At 69.4% G+C, this 16,012-nt stretch carries 16 protein-coding genes; 8 read left to right on the forward strand and 8 right to left on the reverse strand.

Going from position 1 to position 16,012, the window contains the following annotated elements; all coding sequences use genetic code 11:
- Positions 1-68: 68 nt before the first annotated feature.
- From eutC to I8E28_RS12185, 3 genes are all read right to left on the reverse strand, one after another.
- A complete protein-coding gene (gene eutC, locus I8E28_RS12175; protein ID WP_200788324.1) occupies positions 69-845 on the reverse strand; it encodes an ethanolamine ammonia-lyase subunit EutC in 777 nt (258 codons plus the stop codon).
- The gene (locus tag I8E28_RS12180) at positions 842-2,245 is read right to left on the reverse strand and encodes an ethanolamine ammonia-lyase subunit EutB (RefSeq protein ID WP_200788325.1); all 1,404 of its coding nucleotides are present in this window, start codon (positions 2,243-2,245) and stop codon (positions 842-844) included. Before I8E28_RS12180 ends, eutC begins: the two co-directional genes overlap by 4 nt.
- A 61-nt stretch (positions 2,246-2,306) precedes the next feature.
- Entirely contained in the window at positions 2,307-3,116 is an 810-nt protein-coding gene (locus I8E28_RS12185) for an ABC transporter substrate-binding protein (RefSeq protein WP_200788326.1), read from the reverse strand.
- Between the two features lie 73 nt (positions 3,117-3,189).
- Here I8E28_RS12185 and I8E28_RS12190 point away from each other — a divergent pair, with 73 nt between their 5' ends.
- Entirely contained in the window at positions 3,190-3,927 is a 738-nt protein-coding gene (locus I8E28_RS12190; RefSeq protein WP_200788327.1) for an acetyltransferase domain-containing protein, read from the forward strand.
- Between the two features lie 97 nt (positions 3,928-4,024).
- Here the strand turns inward: I8E28_RS12190 and I8E28_RS12195 are convergent, their stop codons facing one another.
- The 5 genes from I8E28_RS12195 to I8E28_RS12215 are packed head-to-tail and all read right to left on the reverse strand — an operon-like array spanning position 4,025 to position 7,570.
- Positions 4,025-4,804 carry a peptidylprolyl isomerase gene (locus I8E28_RS12195; RefSeq protein ID WP_200788328.1) on the reverse strand — a complete coding sequence of 260 codons (780 nt, stop codon included), beginning with the start codon at positions 4,802-4,804 and terminating at the stop codon, positions 4,025-4,027.
- A gap of 40 nt (positions 4,805-4,844) precedes the next feature.
- Entirely contained in the window at positions 4,845-5,111 is a 267-nt protein-coding gene (locus I8E28_RS12200; RefSeq protein ID WP_200788329.1) for a BolA family protein, read from the reverse strand.
- Positions 5,108-5,659, reverse strand: coding sequence for a septation protein A (locus I8E28_RS12205; protein WP_200788330.1), 552 nt, complete (start codon positions 5,657-5,659; stop codon positions 5,108-5,110). The genes I8E28_RS12200 and I8E28_RS12205 overlap by 4 nt, the downstream gene beginning before the upstream one ends.
- Positions 5,660-5,663: 4 nt before the next feature.
- Positions 5,664-6,077, reverse strand: coding sequence for a peptide-methionine (R)-S-oxide reductase MsrB (gene msrB / locus I8E28_RS12210; RefSeq protein WP_200788331.1), 414 nt, complete (start codon positions 6,075-6,077; stop codon positions 5,664-5,666).
- Positions 6,074-7,570 (reverse strand): protein adenylyltransferase SelO, encoded by a 1,497-nt coding sequence (locus tag I8E28_RS12215; RefSeq protein WP_200788332.1) that lies wholly within the window; start codon positions 7,568-7,570, stop codon positions 6,074-6,076. The genes msrB and I8E28_RS12215 overlap by 4 nt, the downstream gene beginning before the upstream one ends.
- 136 nt (positions 7,571-7,706) lie before the next feature.
- Between I8E28_RS12215 and I8E28_RS12220 the strand changes: the two genes are divergently transcribed.
- The 7 genes from I8E28_RS12220 to I8E28_RS12250 all read left to right on the forward strand — a co-directional run bounded on the left by I8E28_RS12220 (position 7,707) and on the right by I8E28_RS12250 (position 15,897).
- Complete coding sequence (locus I8E28_RS12220; protein WP_338050774.1) at positions 7,707-8,363, forward strand: iron-containing redox enzyme family protein; 657 nt, start codon at positions 7,707-7,709, stop codon at positions 8,361-8,363.
- A 4-nt stretch (positions 8,364-8,367) separates the two neighbouring features.
- Positions 8,368-8,661 (forward strand): hypothetical protein, encoded by a 294-nt coding sequence (locus tag I8E28_RS12225; protein WP_200788333.1) that lies wholly within the window; start codon positions 8,368-8,370, stop codon positions 8,659-8,661.
- Complete coding sequence (locus I8E28_RS12230) at positions 8,586-9,008, forward strand: N-acyl amino acid synthase FeeM domain-containing protein (protein WP_200788334.1); 423 nt, start codon at positions 8,586-8,588, stop codon at positions 9,006-9,008. The genes I8E28_RS12225 and I8E28_RS12230 overlap by 76 nt, the downstream gene beginning before the upstream one ends.
- A 14-nt stretch (positions 9,009-9,022) precedes the next feature.
- Positions 9,023-11,527 carry a response regulator gene (locus I8E28_RS12235; protein ID WP_200788335.1) on the forward strand — a complete coding sequence of 835 codons (2,505 nt, stop codon included), beginning with the start codon at positions 9,023-9,025 and terminating at the stop codon, positions 11,525-11,527.
- Positions 11,528-11,532: 5 nt separating this feature from the next.
- Positions 11,533-12,693: a hybrid sensor histidine kinase/response regulator gene (locus tag I8E28_RS12240; RefSeq protein ID WP_200788336.1), complete on the forward strand. Its 1,161-nt coding sequence runs from the start codon at positions 11,533-11,535 to the stop codon at positions 12,691-12,693.
- Between the two features lie 100 nt (positions 12,694-12,793).
- Positions 12,794-14,422 (forward strand): 3-(methylthio)propionyl-CoA ligase, encoded by a 1,629-nt coding sequence (locus I8E28_RS12245; protein WP_200788337.1) that lies wholly within the window; start codon positions 12,794-12,796, stop codon positions 14,420-14,422.
- Between the two features lie 125 nt (positions 14,423-14,547).
- Positions 14,548-15,897 carry a branched-chain amino acid ABC transporter substrate-binding protein gene (locus I8E28_RS12250; protein WP_200788338.1) on the forward strand — a complete coding sequence of 450 codons (1,350 nt, stop codon included), beginning with the start codon at positions 14,548-14,550 and terminating at the stop codon, positions 15,895-15,897.
- The last annotated feature ends 115 nt before the right edge of the window (positions 15,898-16,012 follow it).

A 16,012-nucleotide genomic window follows, 5' to 3' on the forward strand; every position in this document is an offset into this window, starting at 1 on the left:
TGTGGGCCGTTGCCGCGCTGGCGCTGTAGGCGCCGGGCTGCTTTGCAATCGCGAAACGACCTGGCGGCTCAGCGGGGAAGGGAAGCGCCGCCGCCATCGAGGATCGGCGCTTCGCTCTCATCCTTCAGCCCGACACCGGTCAGCCCGCGATCCAGGGCCGCATGCACCAGCCAAGCGATCTTGCGGGCGGCGGCGTCGATGGCGAGGCCCTCGGGACGGATGTTGGACACGCAATTGCGCTGCGCGTCGTGCCGCCCGGGCTTCGGATCGAAAGTGAGATACGCGCCCAGGCTGTCTGGCGAACTGAGGCCGGGCCGCTCGCCGATCAGCACCACGACGAGGCGCGCACCGAGCCGCTCGCCGATCTCGTCCCCGATCGCCACCCGTGCCTGCTGCACGAGCACGACGGGCGACAGCGTGAGCGGCTCCAACAGGGCACGCAACGCAGCGAGCAGCGGTGCCGCATGCCGCTGCACGGCGAGGGACGAGAGGCCGTCGCCGACGACCAGCGCCACGTCGAAGCCGCCGCGCCGCAGGCGGATCGCCGTCGCACGATCGACTGCACGGCCCAGGTCCGGCCGCCGCAGGTAGGTGGCGCGGTCGCCGGCGCGGCTTGCCGCTTGCACCACGTCGAAGCCCGCCGTGCGCAGGTCGTTCTCGAGCGTCGCGGCATCGAGCGGCGTGTGCACCGCGTCGCGCGCGCGTGCATGCGCCCAGCCGAACGCGAGCACCTCGCGTGTGGGCAGCGCCTCGCCGCTGCGGCCCAGGCCGATGCGCGCCGGCGTGTAGCGGCGCAACTCGTCCCAGAACGACGCGGCATCGGCGGGTGGCTTGCTGCGCGTCATGCCCGTCGCTTCGTGAGGCGCCCCAGGTCCTGCGCCAGCCGCAGCGCGCTGCCCTGGCCGGCGATCAGGTGGTCGTCGCCGTCGGTGATCTGCATGCGCTGCAGCCACAGCGCGAACTCCGGCGCCGGCGCCAGGCCCAGCGTGCGGCGCAGGAAGGCGGCGTCGTGGAACGAGGTGCTCTGGTAATTGAGCATCACGTCGTCCGCGCCCGGCACGCCCATCAGGTACGTGAGGCCCGCGGTGCCGAGCAGCACCAGCAGCGTGTCCATGTCGTCCTGGTCGGCCTCGGCGTGGTTCGTGTAGCAGATGTCGCAGCCCAGGGGCAGGCCGAGCAGCTTGCCGCAGAAGTGGTCCTCGAGGCCGGCGCGGATGATCTGCTTGCCGTCGTACAGGTACTCGGGGCCGATGAAGCCGACGACGGTGTTCACCAGCAGCGGCCGGTAGCGTCGCGCGACCGCATACGCGCGCGCTTCGCAGGTCTGCTGGTCGACGCCATGGTGCGCACGCGCCGACAACGCCGAGCCCTGGCCGGTCTCGAAGTACATGACGTTGTCGCCCAGCGTGCCGCGCTTCAGCCCGCGCGCGGCTTCGCACGCCTCGTCGAGCAGGGCGAGCGACACGCCGAAGCTTTCGTTGGTCTTCTGCGTGCCGCCGACCGACTGGAACACCAGGTCCACCGGCACCCCGGCTTCGATCTGCCGCACCGTGTTTGTCACGTGCGTGAGCACGCAGGCCTGGGTCGGGATGTCGAAGTGCGTGATCAGGCTGTCCAGCAGGCGCCAGACGCCTTCGAGCACCTGCGGGCTGTCGGACACCGGGTTGACGCCGATCACCGCATCGCCGGCACCGAACAGGAGGCCGTCGAGCGTCGACGCCGCGATGCCGCGCAGGTCATCGGTTGGGTGGTTGGGCTGCAGCCGCACCGCGAGATGCCCGGTCAGGCCGATCGTGTTGCGGAAGCGGGTGACGACGCGGCACTTGCGCGCGACCGCGACCAGGTCCTGGTTGCGCATCAGCTTGGTCACCGCCGCGGCCATCTCCGGCGTGAGCCCGGGTGCCAGCAACGTGAGCCCCTCAGGCGTGGCCGCGTCGGAGAGCAGCCAGTCGCGGAACGCGCCCACCGTGAGATGCGCGACCGTCGCGAAGGCCGCGGCGTCGTGGCCGTCGACGATGAGCCGGGTGACGTCGTCGTCCTCGTAGGGCACGACGGCTTCGGTGAGGAAGGTCTTCAGCGGCAGGTCGGCGAGGACGTGGCGCGCGGCCCAGCGTTCCTCGGCGGTCCGGGCCGCGACGCCGGCCAGCTCGTCGCCGGAGCGTGCCGGGCTGGCGGCCGCGAGCACCGCCTTCAGGTCACGGAAGCGGTGGACCTGGGTGCCGAGGGTGGTGCGGTAGGCGGGCATGGGCCGGGGTGCCGCCCATTGTGCGCAGGATGCGCGGAGCCCGTGCGACCGGCAACCGGACTCAGCGGCGCGGCCCGGCCGGGGCCACCGCGGCGCCCTGGATGCCGTGCCGCTTCAGCGCGTCGGCGACGAAGCCGCTGGACTTCATCTCCTCGATGAAGCCGCTGAGCCAGGCCTGCGCTGCGCTGCGGCCCTTGGGCACGCCCATCGCCTGCTCGATCACCATGAAGCGGCCGGGCAGCAGGCGGACGCCGCCGACGCGCTTCGCGTCCATCTCGAGCTGCTGCTTGACGCCCGCGGCGACCTCCAGGTCCTGCTGCAGGAAATCGTCGACCACCTGCGGCGAGGTCGGCACGCGCACGAGCGTGGCCGCCTTGATCTCGCGCGTGAGGTGCAGGTCGTAGGCGCTGCCCTTGCCGACCGCGATGCGGGTGCCGGTCTTGTCGACGTCCTCGTTGCGTTGCAGGGGCGAGGCCTGCCGCACTGCGTAGGCGCCTTCGATGATGACGTAGGGCGCGGTGGAGTCCAGGTCGGCGGCGCGCACCGGATCGATGGCGACGAAAGCCAGGTCGACGCGCCCGGCCTTCACCGCTTCCACGGTCTGGCCGGCGGACGGGAAGGTGACCAGGTCGAGAGGCAGGTCGAGGCGCTTCGCGACTTCGCGCACCAGGTCCACCGACACGCCGCGCGGCTGGCCATCCGTGCCTCGCGCGGCGAGGATCGGGTTGCCGTAGTTGATGGCGGCGCGCAGCCGTCCTCCGGGTGCCAGCGAGTCCCTCACGGCCTGCTTGTCGTCGGGCCGGCCCGTGGCGCAGCCTGCGAGCAGGGCAGCGCCGGCGAGGAGGAGGGGGCGGCGGGTGAGACGGGTCATGGGTCGCGATTGAACCCGTTCAGCTCGCGTCCGCGCGCACGGGCAAACCCGCAGCCGCCTACACTCGCCCGCGATGCCGACGACCGCCCGTTTCGACCGTCTCGATGCCCTGCGCGGGCTGGCCATCGTCTGGATGACGGCCTTCCACTTCTGCTTCGACCTCAACCATTTCGGCTGGATCCGGCAGGACTTCTACCGCGACCCGACGTGGACCGGCCAGCGCACCGCGATCGTCAGCCTGTTCCTGTTCTGCGCCGGCCTGTCGCAGGCCGTGGCGCACGTGCAGGGGCAGGCCTGGCCGCGGTTCTGGAAGCGCTGGGCGCAGATCGCCGGCTGCGCGCTGCTGGTGACGGCGGGCTCGTGGTTCGTGTTCCCGCGCAGCTACATCTTCTTCGGCGTGCTGCATGGCATCGCCGTGATGCTGGTGATCGTGCGCCTCACGGCGGGCTGGGGACGCTGGCTCTGGCCCGCAGGCCTGGTGGCGATCCTGCTGCCGATCGCATTTCGCGCGCTGCTGGCATCGCACCCCGGGCTGGACGTCTTCAACGGCGCGCCGCTGCACTGGCTCGGGCTGGTGAGCCGCAAGCCGGTCACCGAGGACTACGTGCCGGTGTTCCCCTGGCTCGGGGTGATGTGGTGGGGCATGGCCGCGGGCCTCTGGGTGCTGCGCGAACGCGCGCACTGGATGACCGGGCCCGTGGCGCGTGGCGCGTCGCCACTGGCGTGGATGGGACGCTGGAGCCTGAGCTGGTACATGGTCCACCAGCCGGTGCTGTTCGGGGTGCTGGCGCTGCTGCAGATGGCGCGCTGAAATGCGAAGCGGCCCCGAAGGGCCGCTTGCTGATCGTGTCGATCGTGGATCCCGGCTTTCGCCGGGATGGAATGACTCGCGGCCTTCGCCGCTGGCGTCATTCCACTTTGGCGGACTGACGCAGTTCCTGCTGGAACTTGGCCATCTTCTGCTGCTGCAGCTGCTGCACGATCTGCGCCTTGACGTCGTCCAGCTTGGGCAGCTGCGCTTCGCGGATGTCGTCGACGCGGATAATGTGGTAGCCGAAGTTGGTCTTGACCGGCTCCTGCGTCATCTGGCCCTTGCCCAGCTTGACCATGGCCTGCGAGAACTCGGGCACGTAGCTGTTCGGGTTGCCCCAGTCCAGGTCGCCGCCGTTGGCGCCGGACCCCGGGTCCTTGGATTCCTTCTTGGCGACGGCCTCGAACTTCGCGCCCTTCTTGATGTCGGCGATGAGCTTCTTGGCCTGGGCCTCGTCCGGCACCAGGATGTGCCGCGCCTTGTATTCCTTGCCGCCGTTCTGGGCGGCGAAGCGGTCGTACTCGGCCTTGATCTCGGCGTCGGTGACCGGGTTCTTCTTCTCCTGGTCCATGAACAGGCTGCGGATCAGGATGGCCTGGCGCGCCAGTTCCATCTGCTGCTTGTAGTCGTCGTTGCCGTCCAGGCCGCGCTTCTGCGCTTCCTGCATGAACACTTCGCGCGAGATCACTTCTTCCTTGATCTGGCCTTCCATCTCGGGGGTGACCTGGCGGCCGCCCTTGGCGATCTGGGCGGCGAACGCGTCGACGCGTGCCTTCGGCACGGGCTTGCCGTTCACGACGGCGACGTTCTGCGCGAACGCGGGCACGGTCGCGCACAGGGAGGCAGCGGCCACGAGGGCCAGCAGGGGTTTCTTCATGGGGGAGTCCCTTCGGAGGGTCGTACGGGAAGCGGGCAAGCTAGGGCGTTTCGATGGCCAGCGCGTGCACGCCGGCATCCAGGAAATCGCGCAACGCATCATACACAAGGCGATGCCGGGCCACCCGCGAGCGGCCGGCGAACAGCGGCGAGTCGATCCGCACCCGGAAGTGGGTGCCGTAGCCGAGCCCGTTGGAACCGGAATGTCCGGCGTGGGCCTGGCTCTCATCGAGCACTTCGAGGCTGCTGGGCTGGAGGACCTGCTCGAGCTGGGCGCGCAGCGCCTCAGCGGTGGGGGTGGCGCTCATGGCCGGTCCGTGCCGGGCTCGTCGTCCTTGACCAGCCGCGCCATCCAGAGCGCCTGCGCGATCACGAACACCACCATCAGCGACAGCAGGCCGAACACCTTGAACTTCACCCAGACCGCCTCGCTGTAGTTGAAGGCGACCCACAGGTTCAGCGCGCCGGCGACCAGGAAGAAGCCGAACCAGCTCCAGGTCATGGCGCGCCAGGCGGTGTCGGGCAGTTGCACCTGCGACCCGAGCGCCAGGCGCAGCAGGTTCTTGCGCAGCACCAGTTGCCCGAACGCCAGCACGGCCGCGAAGCTCCAGTAGAGGATCGACGGCTTCCATTTGATGAAGGTCGGGTTGTGCAGCACGATGGTCGCGCCGCCGAACACCACGATCACCGCGAGGCTGAACCATTGCATCGGCTCCACCTTGCCGGTCTTCCAGCGCAGCAGGGCGATCTGCACGATGGTGGCGGCGATGGCGACCGCCGTGGCGGTGTAGATGTCGGAGAGCTCGTAGGCGACGAAGAAGATCGCGATCGGGAGGAAATCCAGCAGGAACTTCACGCGGTCAGCCCTTGTTCTCTTGGAAGTCGAGCGAGGCCGAGTTCATGCAGTAGCGCAGGCCGGTCGGCGTCGGGCCGTCCTCGAACACGTGGCCGAGGTGGGCGCCGCACTGGGCGCACACCGTTTCCGTGCGCACCATGCCATGGCTGGTGTCGCGGATTTCCTGGATGGCACCAGGCACTGCCTGCGAGAAGCTGGGCCAGCCGCAGCCGGCGTCGAACTTGGTGCCGGCGTCGAACAGCTTGTTGCCGCAGCAGATGCAGTGGTAGCTGCCGTCGGCCCACACGCGTTCGTACTTGCCGCTGAAGGGGCGCTCGGTCGCCGCGTGGCGCGTGACCTCGAAGGCGCCGCGTTCGGCACCCTTCTCGGCAAGCAGCGCCTTCCACTCGGCATCGGTCTTCTGGATCGGGTAGGTCATGAGGAGCAGCTGATCTCGATGTTGGACGCCCAGTCGGGCGGGAAGCCGGCCATCGCCTCGTGGGCAGGGTGGTCGTCGAACGGCGCGTGGAGGACTTGCAGGAGGTCGCGCACGCCGCCGAAATCCTTCTCCCTCGCGCGGCGGATCGCCAGTTCGCCCAGGTGGTTGCGCAGCACGTACTTGGGGTTGGCGCCCAGCATCGCAAGGCCGGCCGGTTCCCGCTCCGCGGGCAGGCGGCGATGGTAGTCCGAAAGCCAGGCGTCGAATCCTTGACGGTCGAGGAACAGGTCGCGCACGGGGTCGACCGGCCCGCCGGCGACGTGCTGCGACAGGCGGCGCCAGAAGATCGTGTAGTCGACGCGGTCCTTGGCCAGCAGCTGCAGCACGCCTTCGATGAGGCCGCGATCGGCTTCGTGCGCATCCGCCAGGCCGAGCTTGGCGCGCATGCGCGCTTCGAGCTCGCGCGGGAACACCTGCTTGTACGACTCCAGCGCAGCGAGCGTGGTTTCCTCGCTGTCGATCAGCGGGTAGAGCGCTTGCCCGAGGCAGAACACGTTCCAGTACGCGACGTTCGGCTGCCGGTTGTACGCATAGCGGCCAGCCTCGTCGCTGTGGTTGCAGATGTGGCCGGGATCGAAGGCGTCGAGGAACTGGAACGGACCGTAGTCGATGGTGAGCCCGAGGATGCTCATGTTGTCGGTGTTCATCACGCCATGGCAGAAGCCGACGGCCTGCCACTGCGCGACCAGGGCAGCCGTGCGCTCGCTCACCTGTTCCAGCAGCGCCGCGTACGGATTGCCGCCGAAGCGGTCCGTGGACAGGCACTGCGGATAGAAGCGTTCGATGACGTAGTCGGCCAGCTGGCGCAGTTCGCCCAGCTGGTCGCGCGAGGCGAAGTGCTCGAAGTGGCCGAAGCGGATGAAGCTCGGGGCCGTCCGCACGACCACCGCGGCCGTCTCGACTTCCTCGCGCCGCACGGGCGCATCGGAACCCACCACGCTCAGGCCGCGGGTGGTCGGGATGCCCAGTCCCTGCATCGCCTCGGACCCGAGGTACTCGCGGATGCTCGAACGCAGCACCGCACGCCCATCGCCCATGCGCGAGTAGGGCGTGCGGCCGCTGCCCTTGAACTGCAGTTCCTGCGGCCCCGCAGGCGTGTCGAGCTCGCCGAGGAGCAAGGCGCGGCCGTCGCCGAGCTGGCCGGCCCAGACACCGAACTGGTGGCCGCTGTACACCGTGGCCATCGTGCGAGTGCCCGCGACCGGCTGCGAGGCGGCGAGCGCGCGCACGCCGTCGGCGGATGCGAGCAGCGCGGGATCGAGTCCCAACGCTCGCGCCAGGCCCTCGTTGAGGCCGACCAGGTAGGGGGCGGGAAGCGGCTGCGGCGGCAGGGCCGTGAAGAAGGCCGGCCCGAGGCGGGCGAAGCCTTCGCTCCACCGCGCGCCGAGGTCCAGTTGCTGCTCGTCGGCGTGGGTGTCGGTGAGGGTGGTCATCGGTTCGATTGTGCTTGCCCTGTCAAGATTGACAGGGGCTCGCGGTCAAGTGCGCACGGATAATGCAGCTGAGCTCGACGGGCAGGGGGCCCCGGGCCGTTCGACGCAAGATCTTTTGCGTTCCACGGAGTACGAAGTGACGGGAAGTTTTGTCCACTCGCTGCGGCAGAAGGTCGATGCCCAATGGGACCAGGCCAGGCGCGGAGAGTTCTGGCAGCTCGTGATGAGCCGCCCGGTGAGCAAGGACCTCTGGCGCGACATGCTGCTGCAGGTCTACCACTATTCCAAGCACAACTCGGTCAACCAGGCCGCCTGCGCGTTCGTGCCGGCGCCGGAAGGCCTGATCAAGTTCGCGTACCGCCATGCGGCCGAGGAGCTCGGCCACGAGAAGATGGTCGTGCACGACCTCAAGAGCATCGGCATGTGGAAGGACGAGGACGCGGACAGCGAGCCGCTGCCCGCCGCCGAGGCGCTGAGCGGCTACCTGTATGCCGTGGCGCTGCGCTACGGCGCGCTGCCGCGGCTGGGCTACAGCTTCTGGGCCGAGAGCGCGCACGACCACATCGGCGAGCCGCTGGCCAAGATCTGCAAGGACCTGGGCCTCACGAGCAAGAACGTCACGTTCTTCGGCGCCCATGCCGAAGCCGACCAGGAACACATCAAGCAGGTGGAAGAGGCGATCGAGAAGTACGCCACCCGCCGCGAGGACCAGGTGCTGGTCGAACGCGTCGCGCTGGCGACGCTGTCCCTCAGCCACCAGCTCCTCGACCAGATCGCCCGCCGCCACGCCTGACGCCATGACCGCACTGCACCTGCACACCCCTTCCACCGTTCCGGCGGCCGCGTTCGGCCCGCGTCCTTCGCTCGCCGAGCGCGTCGTGCTGCGCCACCTGCGGTCGCCCGCGGAGATCGCGAGCGTGCTGCACCTGCGCGACGAGATCGACCTGTCGGTGCACACGGCTGCCGGCAGGCAGCAATTCGAGACACTCGAAAAAAAAGAGACGAGTGCGGTCTCGTGTTCGGCTTCGAACTGGACGGCGAGACGGTCGGGACGGTCCGCGTCGTGCCGATGGGCTACGGGCTCACGCTGAGCGAGACGCTGTTCGCCCAACTCGGCGAGGCTGCCCCGGCGGCCCGCACCTGCGACTGGGAGGTGGGCCGCCTCGTGCTCGCCCCCGAGTACCGCAGTGACGTCGGCGCGCTGCGCCACTGCCTGCTGATGGCGCTGCGCTACGGCGTCGCCCACGCCCACATCTCCTCGCTGTACGCCACCTGCACGCACGCGCTGAGCCGCCTGTACCGGCGCCTCGGCTGGGAAGCGTTCGCCAACGAAGTGCCCCTGGCCGGCACCGACAAGAGCTACACGCTGATCCGCGCCCAGGCCGGGCCGCTGATGGCCACGTTGTCCGGCCAGCGCGCGGCCGTGACCGCACAATAGGGACGGAGCGGTCGATGCAAGCGATCCGACGGCTGTTCGCGGGCTACGTGGATTACCACCGGCATGGCCCGCTCATGCTGCGCTACCTGAGCCTCGCGGGCCTGTTCTTCTTCCCCGCGTACTACCTGCTGCGCTTCACCAAGGCGGACCCGGGCTTCGACGACTGGCTGCTGCGCATCGTCGACACCGCCATCTGCGCCGGCCTGTTCCTGCGCGACCGCTGGCCGGAGCGCCTGCGCCGCTACTACTACGCCTACTCGTACCTCGTGGTGATCATCACGTTGCCGTACACCTTCGTGTTCCAGTCGCTGAAGAACGGCGGCGGCACGGTGGCGGTCGGCAACACGCTGATGGCGACGTTCATCGTGCTGCTGCTGGCGGACTGGCGGAACATGATCGTGATGCTGGCCACCGGCTTCGGCGCCGCGGTGCTCACGTACATCGCGTTCGATCCCTCGCCATCGATGCCGGTCGACTACGCGGTGCGCTGGCCGATCCTGCTGGGCACCGTCGTCGGTGGCAGCCTGTTCAAGTTCGCGCTCGAGCGCGCGACGGCGGAGAAGGTGCGCAGCGCCTACGCGTCGCTGGCGGCGTCCATCGCGCACGAAATGCGCAATCCGCTCACCCAGCTGAAGCACAGCCTCGAAGGCGTGCAGCAGGTGCTGCCGCCGCCCGGCGCGTTCCACCATTCGATGTCCTCGATCGGCCATGCCGAACTGGACGTGCTGTACCGCCACGTCGCGCACGGCGAACTGGCGATCCGCCGCGGCCTGCAGGCGATCTCGATGACGCTGGACGAGGTGCACGCCAAGCCACCCGACAGCGCGTCGTTCCAGTTCCTGTCGGCCGCCGAGGTGGTGCACAAGGCGGTCGACGAATTCAGCCTCGGCAGCGACGAGGCCCACGAGCGCGTGCGGGTGCACGTGCACGACGACTTCCATTTCCGGGGCGACGAGACAGCGTTCCTGTACGTGCTGTTCAACCTGATGAAGAACGCGCTGTACTACGCGACGCGCTTCCCGGACACGCGGGTCGACATCACGGTGGGCGAGCACGAGGTGAAGGTGCGCGACACCGGCCCCGGCATCGCGCCCGACGTGCTGCAAGGCCTGTTCGAGCCGTTCAGCTCGTTCGGCAAGGCGGGCGGCACCGGCCTCGGACTGGCGTACTGCAAGCGCGTGATGAAGGCGTTCGGCGGCAGCATCCACTGCGAGTCGCAGCTGGGCAGCTTCACCGAGTTCACCATGCACTTCCCGCCGATCAGCGAAGCGGAACGCGAGGTGCACCGCCGCCAGATCCTGGAGGGCGCGTATGCGGTCCTGGCGGGCAAGCGGCTGCTGCTGGTGGAGGACGACGCCGCGCAGCGCGTCACCACGCGCCACAAGCTGCGGCCGCTGGGCCTCGTCATCGACGACGCCGCCGACGGCCAGCGCGCGCTCGAGATGCTGGCGCGTCATGCCTATGACCTGGTGCTGCTGGACCTGCACATGCCGGTGCTCGACGGCTACCAGGTCGTGCAGCGCGTGCGCCAGGGGCAGGTGCCGGCCAACCGCTACGTGCGCATCCTCGCGCACACCAGCGAGCCGCCGCACGTCGCCCGCGTGAAGACGCAGCGGGCGGGCATGGACGCCTTCGTGAGCAAGCCCTGCGCGCAATTGCAGCTGGCCATGGCCTTGCAGCGCGCGCTGCAGCGCCCCGTGCCGCGCGCCGCCAGCCGGCCGCTGGAGGGGCGGCACCTGCTGCTGGCCGACGACAGCGCGTACAACCGGCGCGCCGTCGCCGCCTACCTGCGCGACGCGGGGGCCGAAGTCACCGAGGTGGACCACGGTGTCGCCGTCCTGGAGCGTCTCGAGGGCGAAACGTTCGACGCGGTCCTGATGGACCTGAACATGCCCGGCCTGGACGGCCTGGAGACCACGCGCGCCATCCGCGGCAGCAGTGCCGGCTGGTCGCGCCTGCCGATCGTCGCGCTCACCGCGCATTCGGACGCGCCCGCCATCGACGCCGCGCGCGCGGCCGGCATGGACGGCTTCCTGGTCAAGCCGGTCGACGCGCCGGTGCTGTACGACACGCTGCTCGGCCTGTTGTCGCTCCCGCGCGCTGCCGGCGAAGTCACGCCCGCCTTGCCGCCGGCGTCGCCTCCCGAGGGGGAAGGACCGCTGCTCAACGAGTCGCGTCTGGACAGCTACCGCCGGCTCGGGCTGCTCGACGAGTTGCTGGCCGACTACCTGCCGGAGATCGGGCGCCTGCTCGGCGTGCTGGATGCCGCGGTGGAGGCGAGCGAACTGGACCGCGCCAGCGAGGCGCTGCACTCGCTGCTCGGCATGAGCGGGGAGGCCGGCGCGCTGGCGCTCTACACCCGCGTGCGCGCCGTCTACGTCCCGGTGCTGGAACAGCGCCGCTGGCCCGACGACGCTGCGTGGCTGGCGGAGTTGCGCGCGCTGGCGGGACGCACCGGCGATGCCCTGCGTGCCTATGCCGCCCAGTCGGACCCGGCCGGCATTGCGCACAGGGGCTAGACGCGATGGAAGTCTCCCGCACGATCCTCTACGTCGACGACGAGGCGACACCGCGCAAGTGGTTCGCCCGCAGCTTCGGCGACGAGTTCGAGGTCCTCACCGCGGCCGGGGCCGACGAGGCCCTCGCGCTGCTCGCCGAGCGCAAGGACGGCGTCGCCGTGCTGGTCACCGACTACCGCATGCCCGGCCGCGACGGCATGGACCTGCTGGCCGACGTGCAGCGCGAGCACCGGCACCTCGTCCGCCTGCTCGCCACCGCCTACGCCGAGAAAAACGTGGCGATCGCCGCCGTCAACCAGGCGCGCGTGTTCCGCATCCTCGAGAAGCCGCTCGAGGACGGGCCCACCCGCGAAGCATTGCGCGAAGCGGTCGCGCTCTATCGATCGCAGGCCATCGAGCGCATGCTCAACGAGAACCGCGTGGCAGCCTTGCGCGAGACGCTCGGCTTCCTCGCCCACGAGCTCAACACGCCGCTGTCCACCGTGCGCGGCTGCGTGGCCAGCGTCGCCGCTCGCCACCTGCCGCACCACGCGGGGGACGCCGCCGGCGTCGCCCGCTTCGAGGAACAGCAGCCGGGCGAACTGCTCGCGGCGCTCGAACGCGCCGAGCGACGCGCCCTCTATTGCCAGTCGATCGTCGCGACCTTCCTGCAGTCCGCGCGCGATGCGTATCCAGGCGCGGGCCCGCAGTCCGTGACGGCCTCGCAGCTGGTCGACGCGCTGATGGCCGAGTACGCCTTCGAGGACGGCGAGCGCGCGTGGGTCGGCACGCGCGTGCGGCGCGATTTCAGCCTGCCGGGCCGCCGCGACCTGCTGTACCTCGTGCTGTGCACGCTGGCCAAGAACGCGCTGCAGCACCTGCGCGGCCGGCCGTCGCCGCGCCTGCTCATCGAAGCGGGCTGCGAAGGATCGGGCGCGGCCGCGCGCGGCTGGATCCGCTTCGAGGACAACGGCCCGGGGATCCCCGAGGACGTGCTCGCGCGCCTGACGCACGAACCCGTCTCCACGCGCAGCGGCGGCACCGGCATGGGACTGCTCTTCTGCCAGCGCGTGCTGCAAGCCGCGGGCGGCTCGGTGCGCATCGCGTCGGCGCCGGGGCAGGGCACCACCGTCACGCTGTCGTTCGACCGCTCGGTCGACTGCGCCATGGCACCCGCCGGCGCCTGAAAGCCCGCCTGCCTTGCTCGGCCGCCGGCGGCGGCGCGAGCATTCCGGCTTAGCATCGGCCCTTCGATTCGCCATTGCGCAGAAGGAAGAAGGAGACGCCATGCTGGGCCTGATGCAAACCCAACCCCTGCTGATCTCGTCGCTGATCGTGCATGCCGAGCGCCACGGCGGCGACGGCGAGATCGTGTCGCGGCGGGTCGAAGGCGACATCCACCGCTGCACCTGGACCGACGTCGCGCGGCGCTCGCGCCAGGTCGCCGGCGCCCTGGACGCCGCCGGCCTGCTGTTCTCCGACCGCGTCGCCACGCTGGCCTGGAACGGCTACCGCCACCTCGAGCTGTACTTCGGCGTGTCCGGCTCGGGCCGCGTGCTGCACACCATCAACCCGCGCCTGCATCCCGAGCAGATCGCCTGGATCGCGAACCACGCGGAAGACCAGGTCCTCTGCTTCGACGCCACCTTCCTGCCGATCGTGCAGGCCATCCACGCCAAGTGCCCGGGCATCCGGCAGTACGTGCTGCTGTGCGACAGCGGCAAGCTGCCCGCGGGCACCGGCATCCCGAACCTGGTCGCGTACGAGGACTGGATCGGTGGCCAGAAGACCGACTACGAGTGGCCGACGTTCGACGAGAACTCGGCGTCGAGCATGTGCTACACGAGCGGCACCACGGGCAACCCGAAGGCGGCCCTCTACAGCCACCGCTCCACGCTGCTGCACGCGTACGCCGCGGCGCTGCCCGACGTGATGAACCTGTCCGCGCGCGACTCGGTGCTGCCGGTCGTGCCGATGTTCCACGTCAACGCGTGGGGCATCCCGTACTCGGCCGCGCTCACCGGCTGCAAGCTGGTGTTCCCGGGCCCGGCCATGGACGGCAAGTCGGTCTACGAGCTGATGGAAGCGGAGAAGGTGACCTTCGCCGCCGGCGTGCCCACGGTGTGGCAGATGCTGCTCGGCCACCTCAAGCCGAACAACCTGCGCTTCTCCACGCTGCGCCGCACGGTCATCGGCGGGTCGGCGTGCCCGCCCGCGATGATCCACGCGTTCCGCGAGGACTACGGCGTCGACGTGCTGCACGCGTGGGGCATGACGGAGATGAGCCCGCTGGGCACGCTCTGCACGCTGAAGAACAAGCACCTCGAGCTCCCGCCCGAAGAGCAGATGAAGCTGCGCCTGAAGCAGGGCCGTGCGATCTTCGGCGCCGACATGAAGATCGTCGGCGACGACGGCCAGGACCTCCCGTGGGACGGCAAGACCTACGGTGACCTGCTGGTGCGCGGGCCGTGGATCATCCGCGAGTACTTCAAGGGCGAGGGCGGCGACCCGCTGGTGGACGGCTGGTTCCCCACCGGGGACGTCGCGACCATCGACGCCGACGGCTTCATGCAGATCACCGACCGCAGCAAGGACGTCATCAAGTCCGGCGGCGAGTGGATCAGCTCCATCGACATCGAGAACATCGCGATGGCGCACCCCGCGGTGCAGATGGCCGCGTGCGTCGGCATGAAGCACCCGAAGTGGGACGAGCGTCCGATCGTCTGCGTCGTCAGGAAGCAGGGCGCCGAGGTCACGCGCGAGGAACTGCTCCAGTTCTTCGAGGGCAAGGTGGCCAAGTGGCAGGTGCCGGACGACGTCGTGTTCGTCGAGTCCATTCCGCTGGGCGCGACCGGCAAGATGCTCAAGACGAAGCTGCGCGAACAGCTGCGCGACTACAAGCTTCCGGGCGCCTGAAGTCGGTGGTGTCACGCGTGCGATAGGGGGCCCGTTTGCTTACGGGCATTCCCTGACGGTGCACTGCACAAAAGCCGCTACCCTGCGCGCATCGCACCCCACTTTAGACCTACAAGGAGACGATCATGTTTGCGTTGAGGCATGTCACCGTGGCCGCCGTGCTGGCCGTCGCCGGCGCTGGTTACGCGTTCGCCCAGGCCGCACCCGCCAAGCCGGCCCCCGCCGCCAAGCCGGCGGCGCCCGCGGCGAAGGCCGCCACCGCCGCCGCTCCTGCCGCCGCCTCGACACCCGCCAAGGGCGGCCCGCTCTCCGGCCAGACCGTGCGCATCGCCTTCATGGACCCGCTGTCGGGTCCCTTCGCCAACGTGGGCCAGAACCAGCTCAAGAGCTGGCAGTTCGCCGCCGAGCAGCTGGGCAACCGCGCGCCGTCCGGCGTGAAGTTCGAGGTCGTCGGCTTCGACAACAAGGGCTCGCCGCAGGAGAGCCTGAACACGCTCAAGGCCGCCACCGACCAGGGCTTCCGCTACGTGGTGCAGGGCAACGGCTCGGGCGCCGGCCTCGCGATCCTGGACGCCGTGTCCAAGTACAACGAGCGCAATCCCGGCAAGGAACTGATCTACCTGAACTACGCGGCCGTCGATCCCGCGATGACCAACGAGAAGTGCGACTACTGGCACTTCCGCCTGGACGCCGACACCTCCATGAAGATGGAGGCGCTGACCACCTTCATGAAGGACCAGCCCCAGGTCAAGAAGGTCTACCTGCTCAACCAGAACTACTCGCACGGCCACCAGGTCGCCAAGTACTTCAAGGACGGGATGAAGCGCAAGCGCCCGGACGTGCAGATCGCCGGCGAGGACCTGCACCCGATCGGCCAGGTCAAGGACTTCTCGCCCTACGTGGCGAAGATCAAGCAGTCGGGCGCCGACGCCATCGTCACCGGCAACTGGGGCCAGGACCTCACGCTGCTGGTCAAGGCGATGAACGACGCCGGCCTGAAGATCCCGATGTACACCTACTACGCCGGCGTCACCGGCACGCCCACCGCGCTGGCCGCGGGCGGCGACAGCGAGGTGTACGTGGTGGCCTACGGCCATGCCAACCACACGGGCGAGCTCGGCAAGATGGGCGCGGACTTCCACAAGAAGTTCAACGACGACTACTACACCTACGCCACCTACAACGGCATCGGCCTGCTGAACGCCGCGATGGCCAAGGCGGGTTCCACCGAACCGTCGAAGGTGGCCAAGGCGCTGGAAGGCATGCAGGTCAAGAGCTTCGCCGGCGACGTGACGATGCGCGCGTCCGACCACCAGCTGCAGCAGTCGATGTTCATCACCAAGTGGCAGAAGGCCAAGAAGGGTGAGTACAGCGTCGAGAACACCGGCTACACGTTCGTGCCGATCAAGCAGTTCGACCCGTACGTGTCCAGCACGCCGACCAGCTGCCAGATGAAGCGGCCGAGCGGCGCCTGAGCGCCACTGCGCGGCGCGCCGCGCCGGTCCGCAGGGGCTAGGGACTAGGGGCTAGGGACCAGGGGAAGAGGTCTTGCTAGCCCCTAGCCTTGTCTGCCCCCGCATTCCCAGCCCC

Source organism: Ramlibacter algicola (genome assembly GCF_016641735.1).
Taxonomy (GTDB): Bacteria; Pseudomonadota; Gammaproteobacteria; order Burkholderiales; family Burkholderiaceae_C; genus Ramlibacter; species Ramlibacter algicola.

Bases quoted from the DNA above. Each gene is read 5' to 3' on its own strand.
- I8E28_RS12195 (WP_200788328.1), bottom strand. From the start codon at position 4,804: ATGAAGAAACCCCTGCTGGCCCTCGTGGCCGCTGCCTCCCTGTGCGCG.
- I8E28_RS12245 (WP_200788337.1), top strand. From the start codon at position 12,794: ATGCTGGGCCTGATGCAAACCCAACCCCTGCTGATCTCGTCGCTGATC.
- I8E28_RS12215 (WP_200788332.1), bottom strand. From the start codon at position 7,570: ATGACCACCCTCACCGACACCCACGCCGACGAGCAGCAACTGGACCTC.
- I8E28_RS12240 (WP_200788336.1), top strand. From the start codon at position 11,533: ATGGAAGTCTCCCGCACGATCCTCTACGTCGACGACGAGGCGACACCG.
- I8E28_RS12250 (WP_200788338.1), top strand. From the start codon at position 14,548: ATGTTTGCGTTGAGGCATGTCACCGTGGCCGCCGTGCTGGCCGTCGCC.
- eutC (WP_200788324.1), bottom strand. From the start codon at position 845: ATGACGCGCAGCAAGCCACCCGCCGATGCCGCGTCGTTCTGGGACGAG.
- msrB (WP_200788331.1), bottom strand. From the start codon at position 6,077: ATGACCTACCCGATCCAGAAGACCGATGCCGAGTGGAAGGCGCTGCTT.
- I8E28_RS12190 (WP_200788327.1), top strand. From the start codon at position 3,190: ATGCCGACGACCGCCCGTTTCGACCGTCTCGATGCCCTGCGCGGGCTG.
- I8E28_RS12235 (WP_200788335.1), top strand. From the start codon at position 9,023: ATGCAAGCGATCCGACGGCTGTTCGCGGGCTACGTGGATTACCACCGG.
- I8E28_RS12180 (WP_200788325.1), bottom strand. From the start codon at position 2,245: ATGCCCGCCTACCGCACCACCCTCGGCACCCAGGTCCACCGCTTCCGT.
- I8E28_RS12185 (WP_200788326.1), bottom strand. From the start codon at position 3,116: ATGACCCGTCTCACCCGCCGCCCCCTCCTCCTCGCCGGCGCTGCCCTG.
- I8E28_RS12225 (WP_200788333.1), top strand. From the start codon at position 8,368: ATGACCGCACTGCACCTGCACACCCCTTCCACCGTTCCGGCGGCCGCG.
- I8E28_RS12200 (WP_200788329.1), bottom strand. From the start codon at position 5,111: ATGAGCGCCACCCCCACCGCTGAGGCGCTGCGCGCCCAGCTCGAGCAG.